This is a genomic window from Salipiger bermudensis, from assembly GCF_019801965.1.
Classification (GTDB): Bacteria; Pseudomonadota; Alphaproteobacteria; order Rhodobacterales; family Rhodobacteraceae; genus Salipiger; species Salipiger bermudensis_A.
The window spans coordinates 453,652-472,861 of sequence record NZ_JAHVIA010000002.1 but is presented as its reverse complement, the minus strand read 5'-3'; the positions used below and the strand labels follow the sequence as shown (position 1 = coordinate 472,861).

Here is a 19,210-nt window from a genome sequence, read left to right as displayed (position 1 = left end):
GTCCCCTTGCTTGCATTTGCCCCGAGCTATGCCAGCAAGGGCGCGGCGCAACAAGGCCACGGGGCTGTCTCGCGGAACTGCACGGTGTTTACACGCGGGTCGATTTTGCGGCGGTTTCACGCTGATTTGCGCATGGCAGCCCCTTTCGCCATCGGCCAAGCGGTCCTATAAGGGCTCCGGCTTGGGCTCGGGAAGAGTCGCGGGCCCATCCTATCATTGGGGCAGGACGTTATATGTTTGGACTGGACAGACTCATGGGCGCCTTCTCGGCGGACATGGCAATCGACCTCGGGACCGCGAACACGCTGGTCTACGTCAAGGGGCGCGGGGTCATCCTGTCCGAGCCGTCCGTGGTGGCCTACCACGTGAAAGACGGTGTGAAGAAGGTGCTCGCCGTGGGCGAGGATGCCAAGCTGATGCTCGGCCGCACCCCCGGATCGATCGAGGCCATCCGGCCGATGCGCGAGGGCGTGATCGCCGATTTCGACACCGCCGAGGAGATGATCAAGCACTTCATCCGCAAGGTGCACAAGCGCTCGACCTTCTCGAAGCCGAAGATCATCGTCTGCGTGCCGCACGGCGCCACCCCGGTCGAGAAACGCGCCATCCGCCAATCGGTGCTGAGCGCCGGGGCCCGCAAGGCCGGCCTCATCGCCGAGCCGATCGCCGCGGCTATCGGGGCCGGCATGCCGATCACCGATCCCACCGGCTCGATGGTCGTCGATATCGGCGGCGGCACCACCGAGGTGGCGGTTCTGTCGCTGGGCGACATCGTCTATGCGCGCTCGGTGCGCGTCGGCGGTGACCGCATGGACGAGGCCATCGTCAACTACCTGCGCCGCCAGCAGAACCTGCTCGTGGGCGAATCCACCGCCGAACGCATCAAGACCTCGATCGGCACCGCGCGCATGCCCGATGACGGCCGTGGCTCGTCGATGCAGATCCGCGGCCGCGACCTGCTCAACGGCGTGCCCAAGGAAACCGAGATCAGCCAGGCCCAGGTGGCCGAGGCGCTCTCGGAGCCGGTGCAGGCGATCTGCGAGGCGGTGATGACCGCGCTCGAGGCCACCCCGCCGGACCTCGCCGCCGACATCGTCGACCGTGGCGTCATGCTCACCGGCGGCGGCGCGCTGCTGGGCGAGCTTGATCTCGCGCTGCGTGAGCAGACCGGCCTCGCCGTGTCGATCGCCGACGAGAGCCTGAACTGCGTGGCGCTCGGCACCGGCAAGGCGCTGGAATACGAAAAGCAGCTGCGTCACGCCATCGATTACGATTCGTGACGGCCCTTCGCGGGGCTGCCCGCCGACGCTAAGATGAGTTGAATGGCGAAGCATGGGACCAATTCCGAGGACTATGCCGGACCGCTGAAGCGCCTGCTTCTGGCGGTCCTGCTGTTGTGCCTCGTGGGTCTGTTCATCTTCTGGCGCATCGACAGCCCGCGGGCCGAGCGCTTCCGGGCGCAGATCGTCGACACGGTGATGCCCGGCTTCGACTGGGCGATGGCGCCGGTCACCGGCGCGGTGCGCATCCTGCGCGATTTCCAGAGCTACCAGCGGATCTACGACCAGAACCAGGAGCTGCGCCGCGAGCTGCGCCGCATGACCGCCTGGAAGGAGGCCGCGCTGCAGCTCGAGCAGGAGAACGCCCGGCTGCGCGACCTCAACAATGTCCGGCTCGACCCGCGGCTGACCTACATCACCGGCGTGGTGCTGGCCGACAGCGGCTCGCCGTTCCGGCAGTCGGTGCTGATCAACGTGGGCTCGCGCGATGGCATCGTCGACGGCTGGGCCACGATGGACGGCATCGGCCTCGTCGGGCGGATCTCGGGCGTCGGCGCCAACACCAGCCGGGTGATCCTGCTCACCGACGCCACCAGCCGCATCCCGGCGATCATCCAGCCCTCGGGCCAGCGCGCGCTGATCACCGGCGACAACTCCGCCGCGCCGCCGATCGACTTTCTCGAGGATCCCGACCAGGTGCGCCCGGGCGACCGCATCGTCACCAGCGGAGACGGCGAGGTATTCCCGCCGGGGCTGCTGATCGGCCAGGTGGCCGAGGATCCCGGCGGCCGCCTGCGGGTGCGCCTTGCCGCCGATTACGAGCGGCTGGAATTCCTGCGCGTCCTGCGCGACCACGGCGCCCGCCGCGTGGGCTCGCCCTCGGCGCTGATCCTGCCGGCGACGCCCCCCGCCATCGAGCTGCCGCCCGCGCCGGAGCCCGGCGATGGCTGAGGCCCGCCCCGCCCGCATCTGGATCATGCGCGCGGCCTTCATCGGGATCGCGCTGGTGGTGATGTTCTACCGCCTGCTGCCCCTCGACATGATGCCGCCGCGCTTCGCCGGCCCCGACCTGCTCGTCGCGCTGTGCTTCGCATGGGTGCTGCGCCGGCCGGATTACGTCCCGGCGCTGTCGATCGCCGGGGTCATGCTCCTGGCCGACATCCTGTTCCAGCGGCCGCCCGGGCTCTGGGCCGCGCTGATGCTGCTGGCCACGGAATTCCTCAAGTCGCGCGATCGCCGCGACCGGGAAACGACCTTTGTCATGGAATGGGTCCGGGTCGCTATCGTGCTGCTGGTGATCACGATCACGTATCGCCTGGTGCTTGCCCTCTTGATCGTGCCGACCGGAACCGCTTTCCTGACCCTGATGCGATATGCCACCACCGTCGCGGCCTACCCGCTGGTGGTGATCCTGTCGCAAGGTCTGCTCGGGGTGCGCCGGATGGCGCCGGGCGATTTCGATCATGCCGGGAGGAGCCTGTGAGACGCACACCGCGTGACAGCGCTGAAAGCAGCCGCCGGATGACCCGGCGCGGCCTGCTGCTGGGCGGCGCACAGATCGCCTTTGCCGGCGTGCTGGGGCTTCGCATGCGGCACATGCAGGTCGATCAGGCCGCCGAGTTCCGCCTGATGGCGGAAGAGAACCGCATCAACATCCATCTCATCCCGCCGTCACGCGGCCGCATTTTCGACCGCGAGGGCCGCGTCATCGCCGAGAACGAGCAGACCTACCGCATCACCATGCGGCGCGAGGATGCCGGCGATGTCGAGGAGGTCATCGGACGTCTTTCGGCGCTGGTCGACCTGCGCCCGGAAGATGTCGCGCGGGCGCTTGAGGAAATGCGCACCTCGCCGCCCTTCCTGCAGGTCACCGTCGCCGACCGGGTCAGCTGGGACGCGATCAGCCGCGTCGCGGTCAACGCCCCTGCGCTGCCCGGGGTCTATCCCGAGGTCGGGCTCAGCCGGTTCTACCCGCAGCACGAGACCTTCGCCCACGTGGTGGGCTATGTCGGCCCTGTCTCCGAGCGCGATCTCGCCCGCTACGAGGACCCCGAGCCAGTACTGCGCATCCCGCGCTTCCAGATCGGCAAGGTCGGCATCGAGGCCAAGTTCGAGGAACAGCTGCGCGGCTCCGCCGGCGCCAAGCGCGTCGAGGTCAACGCCGTGGGCCGCGTGATGCGCGAGCTCGACCGCCGCGAGGGCGAGGCCGGAGCCGACCTGCAGCTCACCGTCGACAGCGAATTGCAGGATTACATCAAGGCGCGGCTCGGCGAGGAGAGCGCCTCCGCCGTGGTGATCGATCTTGAGCATGGCGACGTGCTCGCCATCGCCTCCTCGCCCTCCTACGACCCCAATAAGTTCGTGCGTGGCATCTCGATCGGCGATTACGGCGTGCTGCGCGAGAACAACCACCGCCCGCTGGCGTCCAAGACCGTCCAGGACGCCTACCCGCCCGGCTCCACCTTCAAGATCGTCACCGCGCTGGCGGCGCTCGAGGCCGGGCTGATCGGCCCCGACGAGACGGTCTACTGCCCCGGTCACATGGAGATCGGCTCGCGCCGGTTCCACTGCTGGAAACGCTCGGGCCATGGCCACGTCAACCTCGAGCAGAGCCTGCGCGACAGCTGCGACGTCTACTATTACGACCTCGCGCTGAAGGTCGGCATCGACCGCATCGCCGAGATGGGCCGCAAGCTCGGCCTCGGCGCCGCACCCGACGTGCCGATGTCGGCGGTCACCGCCGGACTGATGCCCGATCGCGACTGGAAGCGCCGCGAGCGCGGGGCGGAGTGGCGCATCGGCGACACGGTCAACGCCTCCATCGGCCAGGGCTACGTGCTGACCTCGCCGCTGCAGCAGGCGATCATGGTCGCGCGCGTGGCCACTGGCCGCGCCGTCGAGCCGAGGCTGGTGCGCAGCGTCGGGGGGCAGTTGACCCCCTCGCGCGGCGGGGCACCGCTCGACATCGACCCGGCCCATCTGCGGATGATCCGCAAGGCGATGTTCGTGGTCTCCAACAGCCGCAGGGGCACAGCCTACCGCGCCCGCATCATCGCCGAGGACATGCGGCTCGCGGGCAAGACCGGCACCAGCCAGGTGCTCAACCGCGTCGTGCGCAACCAGGATGTGCCCTGGGAGGAGCGCGACCACGCGCTCTTCGTCAATTTCGCACCCTACGAGGCGCCGCGCATCGCGGTGTCGATCGTGGTCGAACACGGCGGCGGCGGCTCGTCCACCGCAGCGCCCATCGCCCGCGATATCACCCTGCAGGCGCTCTACAAGGGCACGCCCCCGCTCGAGGCCTATCCCGCGGGCGACCGCGAGCGCATCCAGGCCCAGCAGGAGCGGCTCGAGCGCGAGCGCGCCGAGCGCGCTGCCGAAGCGGGGCGCCGGGCATGAGCTATCTCGAATATACCGTCAAGACGGTCCCTTCCGGCTGGCGCAAGGTGCTCTACCTGAACTGGCCGCTGATCATCCTGCTCACGGCGGTGGCCTGCGTCGGCTTCCTGATGCTCTACTCGGTCGCCGGCGGCTCGCTGCAGCCCTGGGCCGAGCCGCAGATGGAGCGCTTCGGCCTCGGTCTCGCGGCGATGTTCATCACCGCGATGGTGCCGATCTGGCTCTGGCGCAACCTCTCGGCGCTGATCTACCTCGCGGCGCTGGCGCTCCTGGTGGCGGTGGAGCTGTTCGGCGCCGTCGGCATGGGGGCGCAGCGCTGGATCGACATCGGCTTCATGCGGCTGCAGCCCTCCGAGGTGATGAAGATCGCGCTCGTGATGGCGCTGGCCGCCTATTACGACTGGCTGCCGATGAAGCGCGTGTCGCGCCCGATCTGGGTCATCGCGCCGTTGATCCTGATCGTCACCCCGACCTTCCTGGTGCTGACCCAGCCCGACCTCGGCACCGCAATCCTGCTGATGACGGCCGGCGGGGTGATGATGTTCCTCGCAGGGGTGCACTGGGCCTATTTCGCCGTCGTGGTCGCCGCGGCGGGCGGCGCGGTCTACACCGTGTTCCTGTCGCGCGGCACGCCGTGGCAGCTCCTGAAGGACTACCAGTTCCGCCGGATCGACACCTTTCTCGATCCCTCCACCGACCCGCTCGGCGCCGGTTATCACATCACCCAGGCCAAGATCGCCATGGGCTCCGGCGGCTGGACCGGGCGCGGCTTCATGCAGGGCACCCAGTCGCGGCTGAACTTCCTGCCCGAGAAACACACCGACTTCATCTTCAACACGCTGGCCGAGGAGTTCGGCTTCGTCGGCGGCTTCTCACTGCTGGTGCTCTACGTGCTGATCCTGATGTTCTGCATCGTGGCGGCGCTGCAGAACCGCGACCGCTATTCCTCGCTGCTGATCCTCGGCGTCGGTCTCACCTTCTTCCTGTTCTTCGCCGTCAACATGTCGATGGTCATGGGGCTTGCCCCCGTGGTCGGCGTGCCGCTGCCGATGGTCAGCTACGGCGGCTCGGCGATGCTGGTGCTGATGATCGCCTTCGGACTGGTGCAGAGCGCCCACATCCACAGGCCCCGCTGACATGACTACCATTCTCTTCGCCGCCGGTCGCAGGCTCTGGGCCGAATACGAGGTTCCGCTGCGCACCGCCCTAGATGCCACCGGGCTCGATTACCATCTCACCTGCGAGGCCGCGCCCGAGACCGTCGACTACGTGATCTACGCGCCCGGCTCGCGGCTGCAGGATTTCACCCCCTACACGCGGCTGAAAGCGGTGCTGAACCTCTGGGCCGGGGTCGAGAAAATCACCGGCAACCCGACCCTCACCGTGCCGCTGGCGCGCATGGTCGATGCCGAGGGGCTGACCCAAGGCATGGTGGAATACGTCACCGGACACGTGCTGCGCCACCATCTCGGCATGGATGCCTACATCACCAACACCGCGCGGGAATGGCGCCCGGTGGTGCCGCCTCTGGCCGGCGAGCGCCCGGTAACCATCCTCGGGCTCGGCACGCTGGGGCTGGCCTGCGCCGAGGCGCTGCGCGCCCTGGGCTTCCCGGTCACCGGCTGGTCGCGCAGCGTCAAGACCATCCCCGGCATCACGACGCTGCACGGCCCCGACGGGCTCGCCGGGGCGCTGCGAAGCGCCGAGATCCTCGTACTGCTGCTGCCCGACACCGCGGCGACCAACGATCTGCTCGACGCGAAGACCCTCGCGCAACTGCCGCGCGGCGCGGTCATCGTGAACCCGGGCCGCGGCCCGCTGATCGATGATGCGGCGCTGATCGACGCCCTCGACAGCGGCCAGATTGCCCACGCCACGCTTGACGTCTTCCGCACCGAGCCGCTGCCCGCGGAGCACCCGTTCTGGGCCCACCCGAAGGTGACGGTCACGCCCCACATTGCCTCCGAGACCCGCGTGCCCAGCGCCTCCCGCGTCATCGCCGAGAACATCCGCCGCGGCGAGGCGGGCGAGCCGCTGCTGCACCTCGTGGACCGCGACGCCGGCTACTGACCCCGGCCAGCCGCCCGGCCGCAGGGTTCGGCCTGCCTCCGGCGGGGATATTTCAGGCCAGAAGAAGACAGGGGCGCTGCGCCCTGCCCTTCTCTGGTTTCAAAATACCTCGGGGGTGAATTGGCGCACAGCGCCAAGAGGGGGCAGCGCCCCCCCCCGCCCGTGCCACAGTCGCCGCGTTCAGCTGGTGCGCTGTCGGAACACACCGGTGCCCTTGGCGACCAGCGCGCCGGTATCGTCGCGAAGGACCGCTTCGGCAAAGAAGGTGCTGCGCCCGCCGCCCGTGCGGAAGCCCTCGCAGATCAGCCGCGTGCCGGAGGGCCGGCCGATATACTGCACGTTCAGCGAGAGGGTCAGCGCGGTCTTGCGAACCTCCGGATCGCCGGTCCAGCAGCCCGAGATCCCCATCGCGCTGTCGAGCAGGGTGGCGTGCACGCCGCCATGCGGGATGCCGCCGCGATTGCCGAGGAACTCGGTGATCGGCATTTCGTAGCGGGCATAGTCCTCGCGCCATTCCACCAGCTCGTAGCCGAGATGTCTGGCGAAGTTCGAGGGCGTGTCGAGGTCGTCGCTCATAGCAGGTCGCCTTCCTGTGCTTCCAGTTCCAGTGCCACCGCCGGCGCCTTCAGGTCATCGGTGCGGAGGAGCCCCGAGGGCCGCGACAGGCGGTTGCGCACCACCCAGTGCAGCCGCTCGGAGGCGCGGGTGATCGCCACGTAGGCCAGCCGTTTCCACAGCGGCTGGCCGGCCTCGACCCGACCCATGCGCGCGGCAACGAAGAGGTCGGGCGCGAAGACCTGCACCTGCTCCCATTGCGAGCCCTGCGCCTTGTGGATCGTCACCGCGGCGCCATGCAGGAAGGTCGCTCCCATGCGCGCGGCGAAGGGAATGAAGGGCTCTTCCTCGTCGGGCTTCTCGATCTTCACGATCGAGGCCGCGGAGACCTGCGGATCGGGCGCGCCCATCACGTGCAGCCGCGAGAAGCCGGGCTTGCGGCCCGGTCCGAGATAGATCACCTGCGCGCCCTTGATCAGGCCGCGCGCCTCGAGATCGAGGCGCTTCTTGCGGTGCTTGAGCGGCAGTTCGAGCCCGTCGCAGATCAGCGGCTCGCCGGGCAAAAGCTCGGTCTCGGGGGCATCGTGCACCGCGCGGAAGGCATTGATCAGGCGGATCCGCGTGGCGTTGCGCCAGACGAGCACCGGCGAGCGCGCCATCAGGTCGACCTCGACCCGCTGGCTCCAGACCACGCGATCGTCCTGCCGCGCCTTCTCCTCGATCATGCGCTCGAACTCCTGGAACTCCAGCGCAGGGTCGGCCAGCGCGTGGGCGAGATCGAGGATCGGGTTGTCGGCCTGTTGCCGGTGGATGCGGTGCAGCTCGAGCTTCTGGCTCTCGGGCACGCTGTCAAACACCATCTTGCCCGACTGGTTCACCGGCGCGAGCTGGGCCGGGTCGCCGAACAGCACGAGGTTGGGGAAGATCTCCTGCAAGTCCTCGAACTGGCGGTCGTCGAGCATCGAGGCCTCGTCGACGAAGCCGATGTCGAGCGGCTCCTCGCGGCGCTTCCAGCCGGTGATGAAATCGCTGCCGCGCAGACCGGCGGCGGCAAGCGCCGCGGGCACCGACTTGTGGGCCTCGTAGGAGGCCAAAGCGCGCTCAAGCGCCTCGGGGCTCAGATCCTCGATCTCGGGCTGCTCGACATTGCCCATAAGCCACTCGGCGATGCGCTCGTATTCGGGATCGTAAACCGGTGTGTAGATGATACGGTGGATCGTGGTCGCCGGGACGCCGCGCATGCGCAGCACGCTGGCCGCCTTGTTGGTCGGGGCCAGCACCGCGAAGCTGCGCTTGTCGCCCTTGCGACGGCTCTCGTAATCGCCCGACACGATCTCCGCGCCGGCACCCTCCAGCGCCTTGCAGAGCTCGGAGAGCAGCAGCGTCTTGCCCGAGCCCGCCTTGCCCATCAGCGCCATGACGCGTCCCGGACCTTCCTTGGCGGGGGTGACGGTGCCATCGTCGAGATCGACGCCGGCCTCGCGCAGCATCTCTGCCACGCGGTCCCAGGCCTCGGCCTGGTCTTCGGAGAATGTCAGTGCGGGCAGATCCATGGCGCGGACCCTAAAGCCGCGCGCAGGCGAGGGCCAGAGCCCATCGCGCGCGACACGACGCTAGAGCGCGATCAGCCCGCAACTGAGCGCCCGGGCCACCGCGTGGGTGGTGTTGAGCGCGCCGAGCTTGAAGCGCGCGCCCTCGATATAGACCCGCACCGTATGCTCGGAGATCTTCAGCTCCGCGGCGACCTGCGCCCGGCTCAGCCCGGCGGCGAGCAGGCGCATGGCGTCGCGCTCGCGCGGGCTGAGCGCCACCGGTGCCTGCGTGGCCGGCCCCGGCATCAGCTCAAGGGCCCTGGCGTTGATGCCATGGGCGGCGAGTACGAGGGCGTCGCGCCACTCTGCGATGAAGGCTGCCCAGCGCGCGTCGTCGCAGCCGTGGTTGACGGTGAAGAGGGCGAACTGCCCGTTCGGCCCCCGGATCGGCACGGTGAAGCCCTGGTTTCCGACGCCGTGGCGCAGCGCATCCTTGAGGAAGGCCCGAGCCGTCTTCGAGGACCAGTCGAGCGCCTTCCAGTCGACCGGGTGGACACGCTGTAGGCAGCCCTGGATCACTGGATCGACCCGCAGGTAGCCCTGCGCGGCGTAGCGCGCGAGCCAGTCGGGCGAATAGGTCCCGCAACCGTATTGCGCCCCCTGCGTGCCGATCCAGTGATAGACGAGGTGATCTATCCCCAGGCAATCCCTCATCTGTTCCGTCATGCGCTGGAGATCCTCCAGCCGTTGCACATCCTCAAGCGGGGCGAGAAACCCTCCCGCCGCAGGCACCCTGTCCACTCGTCCCAACACCACGCTCCCCGGCAGCCGACGCCAGCTCGATCTCTGCCACGGCCTGCGCATCTGAGAGCTGCTCTGCCAGAGCCTCGAGCGCATTGGCGCGTGCATATCCCCTGAGATCGGTCAGCACGTCGATGATCCATTCATGTCGCATGGAAAGCGTTTCCCGGGCTACGTTAACAAAAGGTAAAGACCAGCCTAGCAGCTGCTCAATTCCCGATAAATTCACGCAAATCCCCTCCCCCGAAACGGCGGGGGCGTGTGCGGCAAGCCACTGACCCGGGCCGCTCGGCCAACCAGAACGGGCCACGCCCGCGAACCGGATCACGATTCGCGGGCGTTTCTATCAGTGTCAGGGTGAAGGAGCGGTTAACCGCGCGCCTCCAGCGCCTCCTCGAAGGTGCGCAGCCCGGTCTTGGGCGCCTGCACCAGCACCGACATGTTGCCGGGCTTGTGCTGGTTGCGCAGCATCTTGAGATGCGCGTCGGGGATCTCGTCCCAGCCGAACACCTCCGACATGCAGGGATCGAGACGGCGCTCGACCATCAGGCGGTTGGCCGAAGCGGCCTGCTTGAGATGGGCGAAGTGCGAGCCCTGCAGGCGCTTCTGGTGCATCCACATGTAGCGCACGTCGAAGGTGCAGTTGAAGCCGGTGGTGCCGGCGCAGATCACCACCATGCCGCCCTTCTTGCAGACCAGCGTCGAGACCGGGAAGGTCGCCTCGCCCGGATGCTCGAAGACCATGTCGACATTGACGCCCTTGCCGGTGATGTCCCAGATCGCCTTGCCGAACCTGCGGGCCTCTTTCATCCACTCATTGTATTCCGGCGTGTTGACCGTGGGCAGTTGACCCCAGCAGTTGAAGTCTTTCCGGTTGATCACGCCCTTGGCGCCGAGTCCGAGCACGAAGTCGCGCTTGTCCTCTTCCGAGATCACCGCGATGGCATTGGCGCCGGCGGTGTTGATCAGCTGGATCGCGTAGGAGCCGAGGCCGCCCGAGGCGCCCCAGACCAGCACGTTCTGGCCGGGCTTGAGCTCGTGCGGGTGGTGGCCGAAGAGCATCCGGTAGGCGGTGGCCAGCGTCAGCGTGTAGCAGGCGCTCTCTTCCCAGGTCAGGTGCTTGGGGCGCGGCATCAGCTGCTGCGCCTGCACCCGGGCGAACTGGGCGAAGGAGCCGTCGCCGGTCTCGTAGCCCCAGATCCGCTGGGTCGGCGAGAACATCGGGTCGCCGCCGTTGCACTCCTCGTCGTCGCCATCGTCCTGGTTGCAGTGGATCACGACCTCGTCGCCGACCTTCCACTGCTTGACCTTGTCACCCACGGCCCAGACGATGCCCGAGGCGTCGGAGCCCGCGATGTGATACTCCTGCTTGTGCACGTCGAAGGGCGAGATCGGCACGCCGAGGCCGGCCCAGACGCCGTTGTAGTTGACGCCCGCGGCCATCACCAGGACCAGCACCTCGTGGCTGTCGACCTGCCAGGTGTCGACCACTTCCTTCTGGAACGACTTGTCGGGCTCGCCGTGACGCTCGCGGCGGATGGCCCAGGCATACATCTTCTTCGGCACGTAACCGAGCGGCGGCATCTCGCCGATCTCGTAGAGGTCTTTTTCCGGCGCATCGTAGGGCGCGATCCCGGTTTGCGTATCCAGAGCCATCGGGGCCTCCTTCCTCAAGTAATCCGTTGCGATCGTGATGATCTTGTCTGGTCTTGTCTCCCAACCCCGCGCCGCAGTGCAGAATCGCGGGGCTTCGATCTAGGGAGATACATTTGGCCGCGCAACAATGCAACAACGACCAAGGTGTATTTTGTAATTTTATGACCGAGCAGCTGCAGAAACATGGGGCACTGCGACCAATGTCGAAGCCATTTTCGCGCCCTGAGCGCCGGCGATGGGCCCAGAATAGCGCTGAATCGGCGAATCCTTAGTAGAATTCGTGCCTGACAGGCGGTTCAGCTGACGCTGCGTCGCAAAACTGCCCGAGATCGCCGCAGCGCGGCGAATTGACGAGACATTTTATTTCGCATACCAAGTCCCGAACGCAACAAGCTTGCAAACACGATTCTGATCTGCCCACGGAGACCGACATGACGGACGTTCAGAAAGACAGCCCCCAAAGCGCGCCCGCGTCCAAGGCCGACCGGCCCTGGCTGATCCGCACCTATGCCGGCCATTCCACCGCGAAAGCGTCGAATGCGCTCTACCGGAGCAATCTCGCGCGCGGGCAGACCGGGCTCTCGGTGGCCTTCGACCTGCCGACCCAGACCGGCTATGACAGCGACCACATCCTGTCGCGCGGCGAGGTCGGCAAGGTCGGCGTGCCGGTCTGCCACCTGGGCGACATGCGCACCCTGTTCGACGAGATCCCGCTCGAGCAGATGAACACCTCGATGACGATCAACGCCACCGCGCCGTGGCTGCTCTCGCTCTATATCGCGGTGGCCGAGGAACAGGGCGCCGATGTCTCGAAACTGCAGGGCACGGTTCAGAACGACCTGATCAAGGAATATCTCAGCCGCGGCACCTATATCTGCCCGCCGAAGCCGTCGCTGAAGATGATCGGCGACGTGGCAGAGTACTGCTATACCAACGTGCCGAAATGGAACCCGATGAACGTGTGTTCCTACCACCTGCAGGAGGCCGGGGCGACGCCCGAGCAGGAGCTGGCCTTTGCGCTGGCCACCGCCATCGCGGTGCTCGACGAGCTGAAGCCCCGCGTCGCGCCAGAGGATTTCCCGGCGCTTTGCGGGCGGATCTCTTTCTTCGTCAATGCCGGCATCCGCTTCGTGACTGAGATGTGCAAGATGCGCGCCTTCGTCGATCTCTGGGACGAGATCCTCGAGACCCGCTACGGCGTCGAGGACCCGAAGTTCCGCCGCTTCCGCTACGGCGTTCAGGTCAACTCGCTCGGCCTGACCGAGCAGCAGCCCGAGAACAACGTCTACCGCATCCTGATCGAGATGCTGGCGGTGACGCTGTCGAAGAAGGCCCGCGCCCGCGCGGTGCAGCTTCCGGCGTGGAACGAGGCGCTCGGCCTGCCCCGCCCGTGGGACCAGCAATGGTCGATGCGGATGCAGCAGATCCTCGCCTACGAGACCGACCTGCTGGAATTCGAGGATCTCTTCGACGGCAACCCGGCGGTCGATGCCAAGGTCGAGGCGCTGAAGGATGGCGCCCGCGCCGAGCTTGGCAATATCGACAGCATGGGCGGCGCGATCGGCTCGATCGACTACATGAAGTCGCGGCTGGTCGACTCCAATGCCGAGCGCCTGAACCGCATCGAGCGCAACGAGACCATCGTCGTGGGGGTCAACAAGTGGACCGAGGGCGAGCCGTCGCCGCTGGTCGGCGAGGATGGCGGCATCATGGTGGTCGACCCGGCGGTCGAGCAGGAGCAGATTGCGCGGCTCAACGCCTGGCGCGCCGAGCGTGACGAGGCCGCGGTGAGCGCTGCGCTGGCCGAGCTGCGCGCCGCAGCGGCCGAGGGCCGCAACGTCATGCCGGCCTCCATCACGGCCGCCAAGGCCGGCGTCACCACCGGCGAATGGGCGCAGCAGATGCGCAGCGTGCACGGCGAGTATCGCGGCCCCACCGGCGTGTCGCGCGCGGTCAGCAACAAGACTGAGGGGCTCGACGACATCCGCGAGGCCGTCGACGCGGTCAGCGACCGGCTCGGACGCCGCCTGCGCTTCCTGGTCGGCAAGCCCGGGCTCGACGGCCACTCGAACGGTGCCGAGCAGATCGCCTTCCGCGCCCGCGACTGCGGCATGGAGATCGATTACGAGGGCATCCGCCTGACCCCGGAGCAGATCGTCGAGGCCGCCAAGACCGGCGCCCACGTGGTCGGCCTGTCGATCCTCTCGGGCAGTCACATCCCGCTGGTCGAAGACCTCATGGCGCGGATGCGCGCCGAGGGTCTGACGAATGTTCCGGTGATCGTCGGCGGCATTATTCCCGACGAGGATTCAAAGCGTCTGAAAGAGATGGGAGTCGCGAAGGTATATACCCCGAAAGACTTCAATCTAAACACTATCATGATGGATATCGTGACGCTGGTCGATCCGCAGGCGGTCGCCGCGCAATAACGCATTGCGACCCCATTAATGGCAGCCATGCGAAGCCGCTCCCGGAAAGGGTGAGCGGCTTCGCCCATTTATGCGAAAATGTGCTGCGCTGACACAATTTTCTTCTTGAGTTTACTCTATAAAAAGAAAAATACCAAAAGAGGAGGCTACCTTCAGAATACCAAGGAGAATAAGAAATGAACTTCGATCTGGAGTCCCTTTCAAAAGACGAACTCACCCAACTCAAAATCGACGTCGAAAAAGCGCTCAAGACAATTGACGCACGGCGCCGGGCCGAAGCCAAGCGGGCCGCCGAGCAGGCCGCAAAGGAATTCGGTTTCTCGCTCGAGGACATTCTCGCAGCGAACGAAAAGAAGGGTTCGAAAGGCGCTCCGAAATACGCAAATCCCGCCGATCCGGATCAGACCTGGACCGGCCGCGGCCGCAAGCCCAACTGGGTGGTCGCTGCTCTCGAAGAGGGCAAGTCGATGGAAGACCTGGCTCTCTGATGACAGTCCATATCGGCGCAGAACCCGGGCAGATCGCCGAAACGGTGCTGATGCCCGGCGATCCGCTGCGGGCGGAATGGGCGGCCAACACCTTTCTTGATGATCCGGTCTGCGTGAACCGGGTCCGTGGCATGCTGGGTTTCACCGGCACGTGGAAAGGCAACCGTGTCACCATTCACGGCTCGGGCATGGGCATGCCCAGCCTTTCGATCTATGCCAATGAGCTGATCCGGGATTACGGCGCAAAGACGCTGATCCGGATCGGATCCTGCGGCGCGATGCAGGAGCATGTCGCGGTGCGCGACGTGATCGTGGCGATGACCGCTTCGTCACTCTCCACCCCATCGCGCGGTATTTTCCGGGAATTGAATTTCGCGCCCTGCGCCGATTACGGCCTGCTCAATGCAGCGGTCGAGGCGGCGAAAGGCACCGGAGCCCCCTGCCATGTCGGCGGTATCTATTCCTCCGACGTGTTCTATGACGAACGTCCCGACCTCACCGAGATGATGACCCGTCACGGTATTCTCGGCGTCGAAATGGAAGCGGCCGAGCTCTACAATCTCGCCGCCCGTCACGGCGTGCGCGCATTGGCCGTGCTGACCGTTTCCGACCACCTTCTCACGAAAGAAGCCCTGCCCTCCGAAGACCGGCAGAGCACATTCGGTGACATGGTGCAGATCGCGCTCGAGGCGGCCTTCAGCTAGGCCGCCTCCCCCTTCAAGACAGGCTTAGCGCCCGTGGCTGCGGTCATACCCGTTGCGCGCGGGCGTCTGCCACCCCTCCAGGGCCCCTGCGTGCGGCGCGAGGATCTCGACCTTCAGCGGATGGCACGCGGCGCTGTCGGAGCTGTGCTCCGACGAGCAATCGCCGCCCGGACAGGCGCTCAGCGCGCCCAGCAGGTCGATCTCGGCGAAAAAAGTCAGGTGATCGCCGGGGCGCACCGGGCTGGCCTTCATGAAATACTGCCCGGTGTCGCGGGTGAAGCCGGTGCACATGAACACGTTCAGCACGTCATGCACATGCGGCTCGGCCTCAGGCAGGCTCATGCCGGTGGCGTCGGCCAGTGCGCGGGTCAGGTTCGAGTGGCAGCAATGGTGGTATTGCGAGCCCGAGAGCAGATTGCCGGTATAGGGATCGCAGCGCGTGCCGATCACGTCATGCACCGAGCCGCCATAAGGGTCGATGCCGTACCAACCCAGCGTATCCTCGACGATGGTGGCCATCGGGCGCAGATGCGGAAAGGAAGACCACATGCGCTCGCCCGTGGTCAGATGCGTGCCGTGCAGGGCGCGGGTCTTGCCGGAGTAGAAGCGCTCGGAGAGGTCGTCGGCGTTCCACAGGTTGAGATCGCCCACCTGCGGTCCCTCGACGCTGCTGATGCGGAAGAACTGCCCGGCCCCGACCCGAAAGCTGCAGGCGTCGCGCGGCGCGGCGAGCACCGTCTCGATCACCTCGGCGCCCTCGAGCGCCTGCGCGTAGAGCGCCATGGGCGGCGTCGGCAGGGTCTCGTTGGGATAGCAGATCACCGGCGCAATCGCGCGGCGGGCCTCGGCATCGGCGGGGGCTTTGGTCATGGCGGGCGCTCCTTGGGTCACGTTGCCCGCATGGCTAGTGAGCCTTCGAGGCGAAGGCAATGGGCCGCCGGTCTCAGAGCCCGAGATGGCGCTCGCCGATCTCGGGCGTCAGCGCGGCCATCTCGCCCGACCAGACGCTGCGCCCCCGCTCGAGGATCACCGCCCGGTCGCAGGCCCAGCGCAGCTCCCTCAGCGATTTGTCGATCACCAGGAGCGCCATGCCGGTCTCGGCCTTGAGCGCCGCCACCGCCTGCCAGATCTCCTGCCGCACGGTGGGGGCCAGCCCCTCAGTGGCCTCGTCGAGGATCAGCAGCCGCGGGTTGGTCATCAGCGCGCGCCCGATGGCCAGCATCTGCTGCTCGCCGCCCGAGAGCGAGGCGGCGCGCTGGCTCCGGCGCTCCGCCAGACGCGGGAACAGCGCCTCGACGCGGGCCGCATCCCAGTGGCCGGGGCGCGCCGCCGCGATCAGGTTCTCGGCAACGCTCAGATCGCGGAAGCAGCGCCTCCCCTCGGGCACCAGCCCGATGCCCAGCCGCGCCGCGCGGTGGCTCGGCAGGCGCGACAGGTCGTGCCCGTCGAAAACCAGCGTGCCCTGCGCGGGAAGCATCCGGCAGATGCAATACACCGTGGTGGTCTTGCCCATGCCATTGCGGCCCATCATCGCCACCGCCTCGCCCTCGGCGATCTCGAGATCGACGCCAAACAGCGCCTGGCTCGCGCCGTAGGAGCCGGTGACCCGGTGCAGCGACAGCAGGCTCATGCCTCGTCTCCCAGATAGGCTTCGCGCACGAGCGGGTCGCGGCGGATGTCCTCGACGCTGCCGGTGGCGATGACGCGCCCGTAGACCAGCACGCTGATCCGGTCGGCCAGCGCAAACACCGCGTCCATGTCATGCTCGACCAGCAGGATCGGCGCCTGCGCCCGCAGACCGTCGAGAAAGCCGGTGAGCCGCTTCGAGCCCTCCTGCCCCAGCCCCGCCATCGGCTCGTCCATGACGAAGGCCTTCGGCTCCAGCGTCAGCGCCACGGCCACCTCGAGTTGGCGGCGCTGGCCGTGGCTCAGCTCGGCGGTGCGTAGCTCCTTGAGCTCCGCGAGCCCCACCGCCTCCAGCGCCGCCTCGGCCCGGTCGCGCAGGGCGGCATCGCGCGAGGCGCGCGAGAAGAAGCTCCATGGCCGCCCGGAGGCCCCGAGCGCGCCCAAGAGCACGTTCTGCAGCACCGTGTCCTCCATCGCCAGCGCCGATGTCTGGAAGGTCCGCGCCAGCCCGCGCGCCGCCCGCGCCTGCGTGCTCTCTCCCGTCACGTCGCGCCCGAGGAACTCGACCCGCCCGGCATCGGGGGCCAGCGATCCGCAGATCTGCGCGATCAGTGTCGACTTGCCCGCCCCGTTAGGGCCGATCACCGCATGGATCTCGCCCGGGCGCAGGTCGAGGCTGATGGCGTCGCTCGCCTGCAGCGCGCCGAAGGCCTTGCAAAGGCCGTGGGTCGCCAGAACCGGCTCAGTCATCGCGCCGCCTCCCCGCGATCATGCCGACCACCCCGCCCTTGCCAAAGAGCACCACCATGAGCAGCACAAGCCCGAGGAAGATCTGCCAGTACTCGCTGACCCCGCCCAAGAGGTGCTCGAGCAGCACGTAGATCCCCGCCCCCGCCACCGGGCCGAAGAGCCGCGCCACGCCGCCGATGATGACGAAGACCATGATCTCGCCCGACATCTGCCAGCTCAGCATGGTGGGCGAGACGAAGCGGTTGAGATCGGCGAAGAGCGCCCCGGCAAGCCCGGTGATGGCGCCCGAGATCACCAGCGCCACGAGCTGCAGCCGACGCGGGTCGAGCCCCACCGCGCGCACCCGCTCGGGCACCTGCCGCGCGGCGTTGAGCGCCAGCCCGAAGGGCGAGCGCATGAGCCGCGCGTTGAAGGCCAGCACGAGGCACAGGAGCGCGAGGCAGAGGCCGTAGAACTGGATCGGGTCGAGCGTGTTGAGGCCGGGAAAGCCGTTGCGCACGTAGATCGACAGCCCGTCCTCACCGCCATAGGCGGGCCAGGAGATGGCGAAGAAATACATCATCTGCCCGAAGGCCAGGGTGATCATGATGAAATAGACGCCGGAGGTGCGCAGGCTCAGAAGGCCGATGAGCAGCGCAGCGCACGAGGAGGCCACGATCGCCACAAGCCAGATCACCGGCATCGATTTCGTGCCCTCGATCGCGAAGGGCCAGTCCATCAGCGGCGTGTAGCTCTGGGCGTGGCTGGCGAGGATGCCCATGGCATAACCGCCGATGCCGAAGAACACCGCGTGGCCGAGGCTCACCAGCCCGCCGAGCCCCAGCGCGATGTTGAGCCCCACGGCGGCCAGCGCAAAGATCACCGCGCGGGTGGCGAGCGTGATGGTGAAGGGCTCGCCGGCGTAAAGCGCCCAGGCAGGGATCAGGATCAGCGCCAGCAGCAGCGCGCCGTTCAGCAGGCGTTCGCGGCTCATGCCCGTGCTCCGAACAGGCCGGTGGGGCGCCAGATCAGCACGCCCGCCATCAGCACGTAGATCGCCATCGAGGCAAAGGCCGAGCCGGTGGCGGCGGCGGTGGCAGGATCGGTGAACAGCTTGAAGAGCTCGGGCAGCAGCACGCCGCCCAGCGTGTCGGTCAGCCCCACCAGAAGCGCCCCGATCAGCGCGCCCTTGATCGAGCCGATGCCGCCGATCACGATCACCACGAAGGCAAGGATCAGCACCGGCTCGCCCATGCCGACCTGCACCGACTGGATGGCGCCCACCAGCGCCCCCGCCAGCCCCGCCAGCGCCGCGCCGATGGCGAAGACGAGCGTGTAGAGCTTGGAGATGTCGACGCCGAGCGCCGCGATCATCTCGCGGTCGTTCTCGCCGGCGCGGATGCGGATGCCGAGCCGGGTGCGGGCGTTGAGCCACCACAGCCCCAGCGCCACCGCGATGCCCACGGCGATCAGCGCCAGCCGGTAGACCGGGTAGACGATGCCGCCGGGCAGGCTCACGGTGCCCGAAAGCGCCGGCGGCATGTTGAGATAGAGTGGGAAGGAGCCGAAGAGCCAGCGCGTGCCTTCCGACAGGATCAGGATCAGCGCGAAGGTGGCCAGCACCTGATCGAGATGGTCGCGGGCATAGAGCCTGCGGATAACCACCAGCTCGATCAGCGCCCCGGCAGCGGCGGCGGCGGCAAGCGCCGCCACCAGCGCCAGCGCGAAGGATCCCGTGGCACCTGCCACCGCGGCGGCGGCGAAGGCACCGATCATGTAGAGCGAGCCATGCGCGAGGTTGATCAGCCCCATGACGCCGAAGATCAGCGTCAGCCCGGCGGCCATGAGGAACAGCATGACGCCGGATTGCAGGCCGTTCAGGACCTGTTCAGCAAGCAGGATCGGGGACATCTGGGGCCTTCGTCGTGTCAGGGGCCCGAC

Annotated in this window: 18 protein-coding genes; 9 read left to right on the top strand and 9 right to left on the bottom strand. The window is 67.4% G+C overall.

Annotation, left to right across the window (positions count from 1 at the left end; genetic code table 11):
* Positions 1–233 precede the first annotated feature (233 nt).
* Genes KUV62_RS06260 through KUV62_RS06235 form a run of 6 tightly spaced genes read left to right on the top strand, consistent with a single transcriptional unit; the run spans position 234 to position 6,749 of the window.
* On the top strand, positions 234–1,280 hold the full coding sequence (locus KUV62_RS06260) for a rod shape-determining protein (protein WP_222602814.1): 1,047 nt from the start codon (positions 234–236) through the stop codon (positions 1,278–1,280).
* Positions 1,281–1,322: 42 nt separating this feature from the next.
* Positions 1,323–2,231 carry a rod shape-determining protein MreC gene (gene mreC / locus KUV62_RS06255; RefSeq protein WP_222602813.1) on the top strand — a complete coding sequence of 303 codons (909 nt, stop codon included), beginning with the start codon at positions 1,323–1,325 and terminating at the stop codon, positions 2,229–2,231.
* Positions 2,224–2,763, top strand: a complete 540-nt coding sequence (locus tag KUV62_RS06250) for a rod shape-determining protein MreD (RefSeq protein WP_222602812.1) — start codon at positions 2,224–2,226, stop codon at positions 2,761–2,763. Before mreC ends, KUV62_RS06250 begins: the two co-directional genes overlap by 8 nt.
* A complete protein-coding gene (mrdA, locus tag KUV62_RS06245) occupies positions 2,760–4,679 on the top strand; it encodes a penicillin-binding protein 2 (protein WP_222602811.1) in 1,920 nt (639 codons plus the stop codon). Before KUV62_RS06250 ends, mrdA begins: the two co-directional genes overlap by 4 nt.
* A complete protein-coding gene (rodA, locus tag KUV62_RS06240; RefSeq protein ID WP_222602810.1) occupies positions 4,676–5,815 on the top strand; it encodes a rod shape-determining protein RodA in 1,140 nt (379 codons plus the stop codon). The genes mrdA and rodA overlap by 4 nt, the downstream gene beginning before the upstream one ends.
* Before the next feature lies 1 nt (position 5,816).
* Positions 5,817–6,749, top strand: coding sequence for a 2-hydroxyacid dehydrogenase (locus KUV62_RS06235; protein ID WP_222602809.1), 933 nt, complete (start codon positions 5,817–5,819; stop codon positions 6,747–6,749).
* A gap of 180 nt (positions 6,750–6,929) precedes the next feature.
* Here the strand turns inward: KUV62_RS06235 and KUV62_RS06230 are convergent, their stop codons facing one another.
* The 4 genes from KUV62_RS06230 to ccrA all read right to left on the bottom strand — a co-directional run bounded on the left by KUV62_RS06230 (position 6,930) and on the right by ccrA (position 11,293).
* A complete protein-coding gene (locus tag KUV62_RS06230; protein ID WP_222602808.1) occupies positions 6,930–7,325 on the bottom strand; it encodes a PaaI family thioesterase in 396 nt (131 codons plus the stop codon).
* Positions 7,322–8,857, bottom strand: coding sequence for an ATP-dependent RecD-like DNA helicase (locus KUV62_RS06225; RefSeq protein WP_222602807.1), 1,536 nt, complete (start codon positions 8,855–8,857; stop codon positions 7,322–7,324). The genes KUV62_RS06230 and KUV62_RS06225 overlap by 4 nt, the downstream gene beginning before the upstream one ends.
* Before the next feature lie 60 nt (positions 8,858–8,917).
* Positions 8,918–9,589 (bottom strand): autoinducer binding domain-containing protein, encoded by a 672-nt coding sequence (locus KUV62_RS06220; RefSeq protein WP_315901561.1) that lies wholly within the window; start codon positions 9,587–9,589, stop codon positions 8,918–8,920.
* Positions 9,590–10,006: 417 nt separating this feature from the next.
* Positions 10,007–11,293 (bottom strand): crotonyl-CoA carboxylase/reductase, encoded by a 1,287-nt coding sequence (ccrA, locus tag KUV62_RS06215; RefSeq protein WP_222602805.1) that lies wholly within the window; start codon positions 11,291–11,293, stop codon positions 10,007–10,009.
* Positions 11,294–11,724: 431 nt separating this feature from the next.
* On the opposite strand from ccrA, the gene KUV62_RS06210 reads away from it, so the two are divergent.
* From KUV62_RS06210 to deoD, 3 genes are all read left to right on the top strand, one after another.
* Positions 11,725–13,722, top strand: coding sequence for a protein meaA (locus KUV62_RS06210; protein WP_222602804.1), 1,998 nt, complete (start codon positions 11,725–11,727; stop codon positions 13,720–13,722).
* A gap of 176 nt (positions 13,723–13,898) precedes the next feature.
* Positions 13,899–14,210, top strand: coding sequence for an H-NS family nucleoid-associated regulatory protein (locus KUV62_RS06205; RefSeq protein ID WP_222602803.1), 312 nt, complete (start codon positions 13,899–13,901; stop codon positions 14,208–14,210).
* Positions 14,210–14,914, top strand: coding sequence for a purine-nucleoside phosphorylase (gene deoD, locus KUV62_RS06200; RefSeq protein WP_222602802.1), 705 nt, complete (start codon positions 14,210–14,212; stop codon positions 14,912–14,914). Before KUV62_RS06205 ends, deoD begins: the two co-directional genes overlap by 1 nt.
* Before the next feature lie 24 nt (positions 14,915–14,938).
* Here the strand turns inward: deoD and KUV62_RS06195 are convergent, their stop codons facing one another.
* From KUV62_RS06195 to KUV62_RS06175, 5 genes are all read right to left on the bottom strand, one after another.
* Complete coding sequence (locus tag KUV62_RS06195; protein ID WP_222602801.1) at positions 14,939–15,784, bottom strand: urea carboxylase-associated family protein; 846 nt, start codon at positions 15,782–15,784, stop codon at positions 14,939–14,941.
* 73 nt (positions 15,785–15,857) lie between these two features.
* Entirely contained in the window at positions 15,858–16,544 is a 687-nt protein-coding gene (locus tag KUV62_RS06190; protein ID WP_222602800.1) for an ABC transporter ATP-binding protein, read from the bottom strand.
* Positions 16,541–17,290 (bottom strand): ABC transporter ATP-binding protein, encoded by a 750-nt coding sequence (locus KUV62_RS06185; RefSeq protein ID WP_222602799.1) that lies wholly within the window; start codon positions 17,288–17,290, stop codon positions 16,541–16,543. Before KUV62_RS06185 ends, KUV62_RS06190 begins: the two co-directional genes overlap by 4 nt.
* Entirely contained in the window at positions 17,283–18,263 is a 981-nt protein-coding gene (locus KUV62_RS06180; RefSeq protein WP_222602798.1) for a branched-chain amino acid ABC transporter permease, read from the bottom strand. The genes KUV62_RS06185 and KUV62_RS06180 overlap by 8 nt, the downstream gene beginning before the upstream one ends.
* Positions 18,260–19,180, bottom strand: a complete 921-nt coding sequence (locus KUV62_RS06175; RefSeq protein ID WP_222602797.1) for a branched-chain amino acid ABC transporter permease — start codon at positions 19,178–19,180, stop codon at positions 18,260–18,262. Before KUV62_RS06175 ends, KUV62_RS06180 begins: the two co-directional genes overlap by 4 nt.
* Positions 19,181–19,210 lie beyond the last annotated feature (30 nt).

What these genes read in the sequence shown, in the direction of transcription:
- deoD (WP_222602802.1), top strand. Translation starts at nt 14,210, where the DNA reads ATGACAGTCCATATCGGCGCAGAACCCGGGCAGATCGCCGAAACGGTG.
- KUV62_RS06225 (WP_222602807.1), bottom strand. Translation starts at nt 8,857, where the DNA reads ATGGATCTGCCCGCACTGACATTCTCCGAAGACCAGGCCGAGGCCTGG.
- rodA (WP_222602810.1), top strand. Translation starts at nt 4,676, where the DNA reads ATGAGCTATCTCGAATATACCGTCAAGACGGTCCCTTCCGGCTGGCGC.
- KUV62_RS06185 (WP_222602799.1), bottom strand. Translation starts at nt 17,290, where the DNA reads ATGACTGAGCCGGTTCTGGCGACCCACGGCCTTTGCAAGGCCTTCGGC.
- mreC (WP_222602813.1), top strand. Translation starts at nt 1,323, where the DNA reads ATGGCGAAGCATGGGACCAATTCCGAGGACTATGCCGGACCGCTGAAG.
- KUV62_RS06180 (WP_222602798.1), bottom strand. Translation starts at nt 18,263, where the DNA reads ATGAGCCGCGAACGCCTGCTGAACGGCGCGCTGCTGCTGGCGCTGATC.
- KUV62_RS06205 (WP_222602803.1), top strand. Translation starts at nt 13,899, where the DNA reads ATGAACTTCGATCTGGAGTCCCTTTCAAAAGACGAACTCACCCAACTC.
- KUV62_RS06210 (WP_222602804.1), top strand. Translation starts at nt 11,725, where the DNA reads ATGACGGACGTTCAGAAAGACAGCCCCCAAAGCGCGCCCGCGTCCAAG.
- KUV62_RS06235 (WP_222602809.1), top strand. Translation starts at nt 5,817, where the DNA reads ATGACTACCATTCTCTTCGCCGCCGGTCGCAGGCTCTGGGCCGAATAC.
- KUV62_RS06250 (WP_222602812.1), top strand. Translation starts at nt 2,224, where the DNA reads ATGGCTGAGGCCCGCCCCGCCCGCATCTGGATCATGCGCGCGGCCTTC.
- KUV62_RS06175 (WP_222602797.1), bottom strand. Translation starts at nt 19,180, where the DNA reads ATGTCCCCGATCCTGCTTGCTGAACAGGTCCTGAACGGCCTGCAATCC.
- ccrA (WP_222602805.1), bottom strand. Translation starts at nt 11,293, where the DNA reads ATGGCTCTGGATACGCAAACCGGGATCGCGCCCTACGATGCGCCGGAA.
- KUV62_RS06190 (WP_222602800.1), bottom strand. Translation starts at nt 16,544, where the DNA reads ATGAGCCTGCTGTCGCTGCACCGGGTCACCGGCTCCTACGGCGCGAGC.
- KUV62_RS06260 (WP_222602814.1), top strand. Translation starts at nt 234, where the DNA reads ATGTTTGGACTGGACAGACTCATGGGCGCCTTCTCGGCGGACATGGCA.
- KUV62_RS06230 (WP_222602808.1), bottom strand. Translation starts at nt 7,325, where the DNA reads ATGAGCGACGACCTCGACACGCCCTCGAACTTCGCCAGACATCTCGGC.
- KUV62_RS06195 (WP_222602801.1), bottom strand. Translation starts at nt 15,784, where the DNA reads ATGACCAAAGCCCCCGCCGATGCCGAGGCCCGCCGCGCGATTGCGCCG.